Below are 10,772 nucleotides of genomic sequence, written 5' to 3'. Positions count from 1 at the left end.
GTCTCGGCTACGTCCCACCTGCCGAGTTCGCCGCCCGCTATCATCCAGCCTAGAAGTGACTTGCCTGCTGGTCCTGCGCTTTGGGTTCACTCCACAGCCAGTTTCAGCAGGGCAAAAGTATCGCGGCCATTGTGCGCACCGCCGATGTCCACCGCGCAACAGTTCACAAGGCCATTCGCTGTCAAGGGCAGGTATTTCGGCGGCGTCACGCCCGACCTCCCGGCATCCTTACCCTCCTTTCGCGAAGTGCTGCAGAACAAGTGGGATACAGGCTGTCGCAATGCCAGCCAACTGTACCGTGGTATGCTGGATCGAGTCGCAGCGTCATCCTATGGGACCAGGAACGGCGTGAGGTACCGGCCCCGACGACCCCTGGCCCGTTCCGAGCATCGGCAATGCGAAACCGCGAGGCTGAGAGGGTTCCCTAAGACAAGCCCCCGCTGATGACAGTCAAATCGGCGTCCTGGTTGTTGTTTTCGCTTCCAGATGAGGTCAAAGAGGAACAATCGGGGCTCCTCGAACGACTCCGGACGTGCCTGCCATTGCAGCAGTCCCAGGAACTGGTGCATGCGTTTCGTGTGATGCTTCGCTCCTGCCAGGGTGAGGCCTTCCCTCAGTGGCTCAAAGCTGTACAGGCCAGCGGCTTGACGGATCTGATGAGCTTTGCAAAAGGTTTGCAGCGAGAAGGGTCAGCGCTGCTCGCAGCGCTGACCCTTCCTTATAGCAATGGCCCCACGGAGGGTGCCGTAAACCGGCTGAAAATGATCAAACGGCAGATGTATGGCCGGGCTAATTTCGATCTCCTGCGGATCCGTGTGCTCTCAGGATGACAGCGTGCATCAAAAGCGTGCAAGAACCGTCTTGCAATATCAAACTGTCGAGAATTGCCATCCAGACTGTAAAGACCAGATTGACAGTACTGTTAACGCAGGATTTGGTTGCGTTCCTCACATCAGGCCGAAATCAGGTTTACCCAGCCCCGCTGGAACCGCCGCCCCCTGCGCCTGCGCCCGCGCCGCCAGTCCCGGACGAGCCACTTCCAGTGCTGCTGACCGCCACCTGCATGATCATAAACAGTGCCCAGCCAGAATTATCCGGCGTGGAGGGCAGCAGTTTGAAGTAGGCGGGGGGCCGCGCCGCGCCGGATTGCCCAGCCTGTTTGATCCAGAGGTGGCCCAGTCCGAAGGTGGCAGCGTAGGGCAGCAGACGCTCAAATGCCGCCTGTTCACCCAGCGATGCATCCCCTCTGGTCACGGCCTTCAGGTGATCGCGGAAGGCTTGCCAGCTCGCGGCGCTGTGCGCCCCATTGTCCGACAGTAACTTCATGCTCAGGCCCAGCAGCGACCCTGCCAGGCCCAGCACCACCACGGCAATTGCCACCGCGAAGGGGGCGTAGCCGAGTGGCCCGCCCCAGATGGCCGTCAGCAGCATACCGAGTGCACCCAGCACCAGCAGCGCGATGCCAAGGTAGATCAGCGTGTTGCGCTCGCTCTGCCGCTCCTCGCTGATGAATCCGGCCCGTTCCAGTTCGCTTTGAAGCGGCACCGTGAATAGCTTCCAGCCACGCCCCTGTGTTTTCTGGCTGACCTGCGAGAGCTTGATTGATGGCTGTTTGAGCGCAGGCTGTGCGTTACTTTCGCCCGCGAACAACATGTCTATCAGCCCCCGTTCGTGCGGTGCCAGTTCGGCTTTCTGGTCAAGGAGACGGATGGCAAACTCAGGCTTGCTGCCCTTGTCTACGTCAGACTGCTGCTCAATAACCAGCACACCACGCTCGGCCAGACGGTAGAGCGTGCCCTGGAGATGGTTCCAGTTGAGCGTTCCCCCACTCACCAGTGCCCCGGCCAGAGCGGGCGGCAAGGCGCTGGGCGGCGTGGTCACGCTTCCCGAGACGCTCACGCTCACAGCACTGTGCCGCCGCTGGTAAGTCCACATCCACGCCAGCCCCCCGATTAGCAGCAGGATGGCCGCGCCGGTCCAGTAGGGCAGGCGCTCGGCGTTGCGTTCCTGGGCAACCTGCCACTGGGGCGGCCCGGCGATCAGGCTGCCTTCCCTGAACGGCAGTTTGACAATCAACAGTGCGTTCGGCTGCAAGTTCTGAGCGGTATACGTGACCTGGTTGGGAGCTTGCTGAATGGTCGCCGTGCCGCGCTGTACCACCGGTGCAGCCACGAGAGTGGCCGCTGCTGGAAAACTGAAAGTGGTCCGGCTCTCAGCGATGGGATAGGCGTATTCGTCGGGCAGCGGCTGCCAGATCAGGGCGTCATTTCCGTCTTTCCGGCGCACCACGCCGCTGGCCTGGTAGGTCAGTTTGAGGGTGCGAGTAGCATTACTTAGTGGCTCAAGGTGCCAGGTGACTCGCCTGGGGTCGCTGCCGCTGATTTCCACCTGTCCCGGCTGTTTGCCGATGGGGTACACCAGGCCGTCCACGCTGGCACTCAGCACCGAGAGACCGTCCGTTTTTCCCAGCGGCAATTCGCGGAAAACGAAGGTAAATGGGCCGCCCACGAAATTAAAGGTGGTGGTTTCCGTGATGAGCAGCGAGCCGCCCCGTTCCACCTGAATAGCGCTGTCAAAACGCTTGGCGCTGTAGGTCTTCTTGACGTCCTGAGCCGTGCCGGTGGGCAGACCGAGGACGGCGAGTGTGAGGCCACTGATCCAGATGTGACGAAGTTTCATAATGTGCCTCCTGCCCACAAAGCTCTGGTTCGCACTGTTCAAGCTGGTACTTCTGGCTGAAGGCTTGACTGTGCTGAGGGAGGGCCACAGCGGGTTCAAGTCGCCGCCAGCGTCTTACGCCGCGACGAGAGCGCCACCCCTAGCGGTATGCCCAGCCCAACCAGCAATGCCAGGCTGCCGACGATCCGGCCCGCGCCAGCTACCGGCAAGAAAAAGAAGGCCCCCAGCAAGGCTGCTTCCATCGCCAGGGTGCCCAGTGCCGCCAGCCAGTCGACCTGCTGCCCCTCGCGCGGCTGGATCAGGTCAGCGCGGCGAATCTCCAGCGGTCGCCACAGCACCATAAAACCGACGCCCAGAACGCTGAGCAGCCCCAGCGCGAGGCCCAGCAGCGCCAGTCCACCTGGGGCGATGACCAGTGCCAGTACGAACAGCACCACCCAGACCAGCAGCACCGGAGTCAGCGCGGCCCACAGCTTGAACCACCTGACCCGGTTCAGCGGCGTGGGGCTGCTCAGGAGCAGATCGGGGGCGTCCTCGGCGTTGGCGGTGATCTGGGCCAGACTACTGGTCAGGCTGCCCAGCGCCAGAATCGCCACGAAGCCCAGCAGCCGGGCGCTCAGCGCGTCGCCTGCGCCACTCACTGGCACGCGCAGCAACCCGAAGCCCAGGGGCATCAGGTACAGCACCGACAGCAGCGTGCGTGAGAGCAGCAGCGGATTGCGGCCCAGCAAACGCCACTCCTTGAGCACGATGGCCCGCCCGCCTGAGGCGAATCTCAGCGGCCCCGCGTGGGCGGGCGCGCGGGTCCGGGGATTGCCCTGGATCAGTGCGGTCTGGGCACCCTGGGTGTAGAGCTTCGCGAGGCCGAAGCTGACCAGCACGAACACCCCCGCCGAGACCGCGAGCGTCGCCAGCGTAGGCAGCCCGTCCAGCCGTAGGGTCCGTACCGGCCACCACAGGGGTGAGTCCGGGTGCGGCGGGTGCTGGAAGTCGACTGAGCTGATCCACCGCGTCAGCGAGTTGTTCCCGATGAAGTTGCTCGCCTGGCTCAGCAGAAAGAAGCTCGCGCCCAGCAGCGCCCCCAGGATGCCTGCTGCCGTCCGGGCACGGCGCACGCCTAGCACCTTGACCAGCCCCAAGGTCAGGGCCGCGCCCAGAGCTGTTGCCAGCGCCGCAAGCGACAGCAGCCAGGGCCAGAAGCCCAGCACCGGCCACCAGCCCGCCACCAGCAGCGGAACCGAGACCAGCAGCCCCAGTCCAACGTAGAGCGGCAGTCCGCCGATTAGTACGCCCAGCAGCCGCGAGGCGAGCACCCGGCCAGGCGACAGAGGCGAGCCGAGCAACAAGTCAAGGTCACCGCGCTCGAACAGGGTTTCTAGCGTGCCGCTGATAGCCGTAGCCAGCAGTATGGTGAAGAGAAAGGCGCTCAGCAGCCCGCCGCCCATCAAAAACGCGCCGCTCACGCTGGTGAGTTGTGCCCCCGCTTCCGACGAGGTCAGCGTGCGCCGCAGCCCTTGAAGCCCGGAAAAGTTGAGCAAGCTGAGAATCAGATCGAATGCCACCAGCCCGGCGAGCGTCCACAGTACCCAGCGCGACCCGAGTGAGCGCCAGCTCACCCGCAGTTGCTGGGCCAGTAACCATACGAGCGTGCCGGGGGCCAGATTCAGCCGCGGCATTACTGTGCGCCGACCAGGTGCAGGAATACGTCTTCGAGGTGGGCTGACTCGCCCAGGCCGGAGACGCGGCGCAACTCGTCCAGACTGCCCTCAGCCACCAGTTGCCCCTGATGAAGGATGCCGATGCGGTGGGCCAGACCCTCGGCAACTTCCATGATGTGGGTGACGAGCACCACCGCCCCACCCGAGACGGCGAAGTCGCGCAGGGCGTCCTTGACCATCCTCGCGGCGGCGGCGTCGAGGCCCGTCAGCGGTTCGTCGAGCAGCAGCAGACGCGGTTGGTGAATCAGCGCCCCGGCCAGTGCCAGCTTCTGCTTCATGCCGCGTGAGAAGCCCTCGGTGAGCTGCGTCCGCACGTCCCAGAGATCAAGCCAGCGCAGGAGTCGCTCAGCCTCCGGGGCGGCTGTCATGGCCGAAATACCCCACAGTCCGGCCACGAATTCCAGGTACTCGCCGGGCCGCAGCTTGCCGTACAGCAGCGGATCGTCGGGCAGGTAGGCCAGCGGGCGGCGGGCTTCCTGGGGATCAGCTTTCAGGCTGCGACCATACAGGCTGATGTCACCAGCGTCGGGGGCCAGAAGCCCGGCAATCATTCGCAGTGTGGTGGTCTTGCCCGCGCCGTTGCTGCCCAGCAGGGTGTAAAACTCGCCGGGGCGCACCTCTAGGCTAAGGTCTTTTACCGCTGGCTTGTCACCGAAGTTTTTGTAGACATGACTGAGGACGAGGGGTGAACTGCCCTGGATCTCCTTCGTTCCGGGCAAGTCACGTACCTTGCCCACCATCACGGCGCGGTATGGCTCAAGCGTGATGACTTCTTGGACCGGATGTACGTCCACCCGCGCGCCATGTTCTTGCAGCGCCGTTCCGATGACGTCGGTACCTTCTTTGGTATGACCTGCATGGGAAGGGTCGGCGACCAAAATCAGTTTATTTATCATGATGGATACTCTTTTGTGCCGGGTTCGCACGTTCGGGACACGCCCGCTGAACCGGGTCACTCATAACCCGAGATGGGATCAGCGTCAAGTGAAGCCCACTTCGCACACCGAGCACCAGGGCCAGCCAAACGAGCCGCCGAAAAAGAAGCGCAACAGGCTCAGCCCACGGAGCATCAGAACCTCGGTGACGATCCAGATCACCTGACCGAATCCCAAGGCGAGAGCGGCGTTCCACGACCAGTGTTCGCCGGTGAAGCAGGTCAGACGGGCGGCAGACTTTAAGTTCAGACACCACCGCAGTCCCAGAACCGTCACGAATGAATCCAGACCGAACACCAGATTCAGGATCAGACTGGGACTCAGGGAATCCGGGAAGGAAGAATGAGCGAGGATCTGCAGCGGCATGCCGATCAGCGCGCCAGATGAACTGGCGACGAGAGCGGCGCCGCTGAATAGGGCGCGGACCCAGCAAGAGCAGGCGACCAGCCAGCCAGAGCAGATTAGCCGGTCGCCCCTCCCGCTCACTGTGGAACGTACTGGAGACAATCGAGATTTGGCGAAGGAGAAACCCGTCTTGGTCAAGCAGATAGATGGCACGCTCTGCGTGGTCAAGAGTACCGAAAACGGCAATCACGCTCTCCCCTCTGTAAACGCCCTGAAGGAAACGTTCTTCCCACTGGCTGGTGAGCACCGGATTGAACATGAGCTCACTCCCTTGGGTGGGTAACCTGGGTGTAGGCAGATGACGTCCCGGCTCCCGCCACCTGAAGGGTCAGGTGAGAGGAAAGGCCGGGAGATGGGAGAAGGTTGAACTTAATGCACTGGCGTCAACGCGTGCCGAAGTCTGCGTTGACCGTGATGTGATCGGTCACCATCCGGACCCCCGGTGCCGCCCAGGCCGCAAGTGCCGCCTCATCCCGCGCCGCAAAAGTATGCACGTTGCCGCTCAGGGTCGCGGTACCATCGTGCATTTCAACAGAAATATGCTGCGCATCGGACTCGGCGCTGCGTTTGAGGGCCAACTCGATTTTGGCCTTGACGTCCGCCGGGACGGCGCGGTGCTTAAGCGTGACGGCGTTGACAACTCCCTTAACACCGCTGAGGTACCGCACGGCACGCTCAGCATCGGTCCGCTGATATTCCCACTCCACTTCACCCTCAAGTGTCATCCGGCCGTCTCGGACTGTCACTTTCACTTGGTCTTTCGGCACGACGGTGTCCCAGGCCAGCATCTGAAGGGCAGATTGTACCATATCGGCGTCGGTGCGCTCAAAAGAAGAGTGCAGCTTGACGTGAAGTTCGTCTGCCAGTCCTTTGACGCCGTAGACGGCCTTGGTTACACGGACGGCCGCGAATTTCTCGGCGTAGTTGGATACGTTTCCTTCGAGCGTCACTACACCGTCCTTGACCTTGACGCCGATGTTCGCGGCATTGACGCTGGGCTCCCAGTCGAGTTGCTGAACGACGCGCAGTTGCAAAGTTTCGTTGGGTTTCATGATTCCCCTCCTGTGGGGTGAAGTGAGGCTGGATATGTTGGCGGACAGACGCTGAAGACGCTCCAGAAGTGTGCGTTGACCTACGGCAAACCGCTGTTCCACGCCATTGGAGATCCTGTCCCGAGGTGAATGGGAGGCGAGGCACCCAGCCCTGCCATTGATCTTGCTGTCCAGCGCTGCGTTTTCGCAGAGGGTAAGCGGTGTACGTATCCTCCGAACCTGAGTGTTATCCGCCCGCATTACCGATGCGTGTCCGGCCTGGGTGCATTGTGGTTGCTCCGCTTCAGTTTGGATTCCAGCTGCTCGGGAGCGGACAGCTCCGCTGTCCGTTGATTTGTGAGGGGGTGGCGTCAATTCGCGCTGCCCGGGAGCTGTAGGGGTTTGAACTGCCTGCATGGGCTGGCGGCAGAATTCAGGCCGTCCGGATCGTCAAAAAGTCGCAGCGGTTAGCGAAGTGAGATGAAGGGGAGACCGTGTAGACAGGCATTGATAGGCGCGCTTAGGATGAGTCATGAACTTTAAAAATGCCGCTAGGGAGCTGGGTGCTGCTGGACTCTTCTCAGAGGTGGACCAAGAACATCTGGTTCCGTTTTTTGAGAAGAAGCTCAAGTCTGGCGCGCCCCAGAGCCGCGACGCCTGGGTCCAGTTTTTCGACGAGCTCGGTGAGGAGGTCGGGAAACATCCGTCCCACTCCAAGCTCGGCCACGAACTGCTGAAGTTTGCGTCTGACCTCAAGCATGCACCGAGAGATCAGGCTGACCGCTCACTGCATCAGTTGAATGTCGGTCAGGTGAACTGACGCCTGGCTGGATCTCAAAATCTCGGTGAAGGCTCTCGGCACGACAAAGGCGAGATTCCAGCTGTATCGGGGCCAGCTTGGTACGGAGCCGGACCCTCTCGTGGCGATACCGGACACCTGCCGAGCCACCAGGAGTCGTTGGAACACTGTGTCCTTTGATTCTACGGCGGTTCGTTGCTTGGCAGCGTCGCTGCCCGCGTGCTTCATCAGGCCCGCGCCACCTGCGGCACCACGTCGCGGAACACGGCGGCGTTGCGTGTCAGCAGATCGAGCCGTGACTCGCCCGGCGTCTGGTTGACGCCTGCTGCCAGCACCGCCACGCGGGCACCGTTGAGCTGTTCGTAGCCGCCGCTCGAAACCCGAACCGCGTGTGACATCGGCGCGGCGTGAGAGATATCGGCGGCCTCGGCCCGCTGTTCGTTCTCGTCCACCATCACCAGCTCCGAGCAGCTGCCGCGCAGCACCACCGCAAAGGCTACCGTCGCCCCGACGAGTCCTGCGCCAACCACACCGACCTTCATGGGCGTTCCCTAGTCATTTCATCAACCTGACACATCAAACCTCTAGGAACAAAGCCGCTTTCTGACAACGGTCTCATCATGGTCTTGCTTGATGGGGTTCACCGCTGACGGTTCGGTCGGCCTAAATCTTAAATCTCCTCGGCCACCTGCACAGTCCCCGAGGTCACGCTGAGCTGGGCGGCGCACCCTCTATTAAGTTGGCCACCACAACTGAAATTTGTGAAAACGAGCAGCATCAGGAAAGTACGCCTGCGTCTCCAGTTGTTCCCGAGACGTGGAGTTTGCGCAGCAACGAGGACTTCTTGTCCTGATGTTCGTGCATTCGTTCCAGCACCCCTCCCAGGAATGTGATCGCCTCGTCGATGTACGGCCCTTTGTTCAGCATCACGGCCTCAGCACGCCCTGAAAACGCCGCGTCGGTGACCTCGGCGCGGGTCGGTTCGCCCGTCTGGGCCAGGGTATCGAGCACCTGAGTGGCCCAGATCACCGGGACGTGCGCGGCTTCGCACAGCCAGAGGATCTCCTCTTGCACCTCGGCCAGCCGTTCAAAGCCAATCTCGACGGCCAAGTCACCGCGCGCGACCATCACCGCAGCCGGAGCGTGCCGGAGGGCCGCCAGCAGCAACTCCGGCAGGTATTCGAAGGCCTGCTTGGTCTCGATCTTGAGCACGATGCTGAGGTGCGCCGCTCCGAGCCGGTGCAGCTCCCGAATCAGGGCCTCGACGTCCTCGCGACGACGCACGAACGACAGCGAAACCAGGTCGCACTGCGGGGCAAAGACGGCCAGGTCAGCCAAGTCCTTCACGCCCAGTGCTGGCAGGTCGAGGTTCGTGTCCGGCAAATTGATGCCTTTCTCGGCCCGCAGCTTTGCGCCGCCCAGCTTCGTGCCGCCGGGCACCTGAACAATTTCGATGTCGAGTACATCCAGGTCGGCAGCCCGAATCACTCCCTCGAACTTGCCGTCGTCCAGCAGCACGCGGTGTCCTGGTTTGACCGCACTGAACACCTGCGGCAACGTGCAGGAGATGTGCGCGGGCTGGTCTCCGGCAGCGGCCTCGCCGGGGATGGGTGCCCTGGTCAACAGCAGGTGATCGCCGATCCGCAGCAGCAGCGTCTGCGCTTTGGCTGGCAGGGTCCCGAGGTGAAGGTGCCCTATCGCCTTCCCTTCCCGGCGCAGGGTCAGCCGCATGCCGCTGGTGACGTAGCCGGTTCGGTCGCAAGTGCACAGCCAACCGTCCGGAGTGATCTCGGTCAGCTTCAACCGTCGCCTGCGGCCCCGCGCATCGGTCAGCCGCAGCTCATCCCCGATCTGGGCGGGCAGGAGCGGGGCAGACCTGAGGAGAACCAGTACAGCACCTGCTGGCGCTGCCGTGGCCACACCGCTGAAGTACACTTGGGCCGGCGTGATCACCTGCCCCAACTGGTTACGCTGGGGTTTCCACTTCAGCACCTCCGGGCCAGGAGTGACCGGGCCGGTGCGGAGTTTCGGCCCGGCCAGATCGAATTCAGTGAGGCAAGTTCGTCCGAGCTGGGCTGCCGCGCTGTGCAGGTGCGCGACCATCCGGCTCCAAGCCGCCGCGTCGTCGTGTGCGCAGTTGACTCGCATCACGTCCATGCCCCGCTCCAAGGCGTGCAAGATGACTGTAGGATCATCGGCGGCCTCGCTAGGCATGGTGACCATGATCCGCACGCTGCGCCCCACCGGACGGGGGCCAAGCAGACGCAGCGTGTGATGGTGCAGGAGGCGGTCACCGGCCTCCAGATCCGTGTCCGGGCCACCAAAATCCTGACCGAATCCCCCGGGCGTGGCCTCGCCAGCAAGGCTGCGAAGAGCTCGCAGCACGGCGTTAAGGGTCGGCAAGACGTTGGCCTCCATCCGGCCCAACGAACTCAGGCCCAGACCTGAAAGTTCCCGTTGCAATCCGCGCAGATCATGCTGGCGAACCGCCAGATAATGAATCAGGTTGCGGGCGCTAGCGCGGCAGTCGGGCGCGGCCCGCTCGATGTCGGCCCGGCGTGTCTGCTCGTAGTCCAGCACTTCTCGGCGCAGAAGTTCAACCTGTTTCGTCAGGGCTTGAATGTGGTGGTCGGTGGGTACAGGTTTGGTTGATGGCATGGGTCTCCGGTTTAACGTTGTGGCGAGCAGAAGTTCGGATGAGGGCTTCTGAAGGAGAGAGAACCGCTCAGCCCATCACCTGCCCGAACAGGCGGCGCTTGACCAACTCCACTAAGCCCAGGTAGGTCAGTGTGGCGAAGGTCAGGAAGACGAAATACAGAGGCGGCAGCGGCACGAAGCCCAGCAGTCCTGAGAGAGGAGTGAACGGCAGCAGCGCCCCGACCAGCACCACCAGGGTGGCCGCCAGCGCCAGAGGACGGCTGGGCCTCGATTTCAGCGGGTTGCCGAAGGTGCGGATCACAAAGATCACCAGCGTCTGGGTCGCCAGCGACTCGACAAACCAGCCGGTATGAAACTCAGCTTCGCGGGCATGGAAGATCCGCAGCAGCACGTAGAAGGTCAGGAAGTCGTAGACCGAGCTGATGGGGCCGATGGGCGCAACCTGAGAGCGCAGCGACTCGGCGGCCACCTGAGAGCGCCGGGTCTGGTAGAAGTCCAGCCCGATGCTGCCCAGCACGATCACAATGATGATGGCGGCGTTGAGCCA

Annotated in this window: 11 protein-coding genes and 1 pseudogene; 3 read left to right on the top strand and 9 right to left on the bottom strand. The window is 62.6% G+C overall.

Features of this window, described 5'->3' with window-relative positions:
• Window positions 1-86: 86 nt before the first annotated feature.
• On the bottom strand, window positions 87-209 hold the full coding sequence (locus tag FNU79_RS19710) for a hypothetical protein (protein WP_263862383.1): 123 nt from the start codon (window positions 207-209) through the stop codon (window positions 87-89).
• A gap of 234 nt (window positions 210-443) precedes the next feature.
• Between FNU79_RS19710 and FNU79_RS18230 the strand changes: the two genes are divergently transcribed.
• On the top strand, window positions 444-830 hold the full coding sequence (locus FNU79_RS18230) for a transposase (RefSeq protein ID WP_143722224.1): 387 nt from the start codon (window positions 444-446) through the stop codon (window positions 828-830).
• Between the two features lie 139 nt (window positions 831-969).
• On the opposite strand, the gene FNU79_RS18225 is transcribed toward FNU79_RS18230, so the two are convergent.
• From FNU79_RS18225 to FNU79_RS18210, 4 genes are all read right to left on the bottom strand, one after another.
• The gene (locus FNU79_RS18225) at window positions 970-2,679 is read right to left on the bottom strand and encodes a DUF2207 domain-containing protein (RefSeq protein WP_143722223.1); all 1,710 of its coding nucleotides are present in this window, start codon (window positions 2,677-2,679) and stop codon (window positions 970-972) included.
• A gap of 95 nt (window positions 2,680-2,774) precedes the next feature.
• Window positions 2,775-4,355 (bottom strand): hypothetical protein, encoded by a 1,581-nt coding sequence (locus FNU79_RS18220; RefSeq protein WP_143722222.1) that lies wholly within the window; start codon window positions 4,353-4,355, stop codon window positions 2,775-2,777.
• Window positions 4,355-5,293, bottom strand: coding sequence for an ATP-binding cassette domain-containing protein (locus FNU79_RS18215; protein ID WP_225430173.1), 939 nt, complete (start codon window positions 5,291-5,293; stop codon window positions 4,355-4,357). Before FNU79_RS18215 ends, FNU79_RS18220 begins: the two co-directional genes overlap by 1 nt.
• 84 nt (window positions 5,294-5,377) lie before the next feature.
• The gene (locus tag FNU79_RS18210; protein WP_143722221.1) at window positions 5,378-5,698 is read right to left on the bottom strand and encodes a hypothetical protein; all 321 of its coding nucleotides are present in this window, start codon (window positions 5,696-5,698) and stop codon (window positions 5,378-5,380) included.
• On the opposite strand from FNU79_RS18210, the gene FNU79_RS18205 reads away from it, so the two are divergent.
• Window positions 5,697-6,020, top strand: a complete 324-nt coding sequence (locus FNU79_RS18205) for a hypothetical protein (RefSeq protein WP_143722220.1) — start codon at window positions 5,697-5,699, stop codon at window positions 6,018-6,020. The genes FNU79_RS18210 and FNU79_RS18205 overlap by 2 nt on opposite strands.
• A gap of 100 nt (window positions 6,021-6,120) precedes the next feature.
• On the opposite strand, the gene FNU79_RS19280 is transcribed toward FNU79_RS18205, so the two are convergent.
• Window positions 6,121-6,789, bottom strand: a complete 669-nt coding sequence (locus tag FNU79_RS19280; protein WP_185974808.1) for a BON domain-containing protein — start codon at window positions 6,787-6,789, stop codon at window positions 6,121-6,123.
• Window positions 6,790-7,300: 511 nt separating this feature from the next.
• Here FNU79_RS19280 and FNU79_RS18195 point away from each other — a divergent pair.
• Window positions 7,301-7,588: a hypothetical protein gene (locus tag FNU79_RS18195; protein ID WP_143722218.1), complete on the top strand. Its 288-nt coding sequence runs from the start codon at window positions 7,301-7,303 to the stop codon at window positions 7,586-7,588.
• Window positions 7,589-7,797: 209 nt separating this feature from the next.
• Here the strand turns inward: FNU79_RS18195 and FNU79_RS18190 are convergent.
• From FNU79_RS18190 to FNU79_RS19275, 3 genes and pseudogenes are all read right to left on the bottom strand, one after another.
• A pseudogene (locus tag FNU79_RS18190) lies at window positions 7,798-8,109 on the bottom strand (lactate/malate family dehydrogenase); the annotation flags it as partial.
• A 235-nt stretch (window positions 8,110-8,344) separates the two neighbouring features.
• Entirely contained in the window at window positions 8,345-10,225 is a 1,881-nt protein-coding gene (locus FNU79_RS18185; protein WP_143722216.1) for a pyruvate kinase, read from the bottom strand.
• A 67-nt stretch (window positions 10,226-10,292) separates the two neighbouring features.
• Window positions 10,293-10,772: cation transporting ATPase C-terminal domain-containing protein (locus FNU79_RS19275; protein WP_225430172.1), on the bottom strand; the 480-nt coding region annotated here is incomplete at its 5' end.

This window comes from Deinococcus detaillensis (assembly GCF_007280555.1).
In the GTDB taxonomy this organism is placed as follows: Bacteria; Deinococcota; Deinococci; order Deinococcales; family Deinococcaceae; genus Deinococcus; species Deinococcus detaillensis.
Note: the sequence above shows the minus strand (reverse complement) of the source record. Positions and strands in the feature narration are given on the sequence as shown.

Excerpts from the sequence above, each read along its gene's own strand:
- FNU79_RS18230 (WP_143722224.1), top strand. The coding sequence starts at position 444 with ATGACAGTCAAATCGGCGTCCTGGTTGTTGTTTTCGCTTCCAGATGAG.
- FNU79_RS18220 (WP_143722222.1), bottom strand. The coding sequence starts at position 4,355 with ATGCCGCGGCTGAATCTGGCCCCCGGCACGCTCGTATGGTTACTGGCC.
- FNU79_RS18185 (WP_143722216.1), bottom strand. The coding sequence starts at position 10,225 with ATGCCATCAACCAAACCTGTACCCACCGACCACCACATTCAAGCCCTG.
- FNU79_RS18195 (WP_143722218.1), top strand. The coding sequence starts at position 7,301 with ATGAACTTTAAAAATGCCGCTAGGGAGCTGGGTGCTGCTGGACTCTTC.
- FNU79_RS18210 (WP_143722221.1), bottom strand. The coding sequence starts at position 5,698 with ATGCCGCTGCAGATCCTCGCTCATTCTTCCTTCCCGGATTCCCTGAGT.
- FNU79_RS18215 (WP_225430173.1), bottom strand. The coding sequence starts at position 5,293 with ATGATAAATAAACTGATTTTGGTCGCCGACCCTTCCCATGCAGGTCAT.
- FNU79_RS19280 (WP_185974808.1), bottom strand. The coding sequence starts at position 6,789 with ATGAAACCCAACGAAACTTTGCAACTGCGCGTCGTTCAGCAACTCGAC.
- FNU79_RS18205 (WP_143722220.1), top strand. The coding sequence starts at position 5,697 with ATGCCGATCAGCGCGCCAGATGAACTGGCGACGAGAGCGGCGCCGCTG.
- FNU79_RS18225 (WP_143722223.1), bottom strand. The coding sequence starts at position 2,679 with ATGAAACTTCGTCACATCTGGATCAGTGGCCTCACACTCGCCGTCCTC.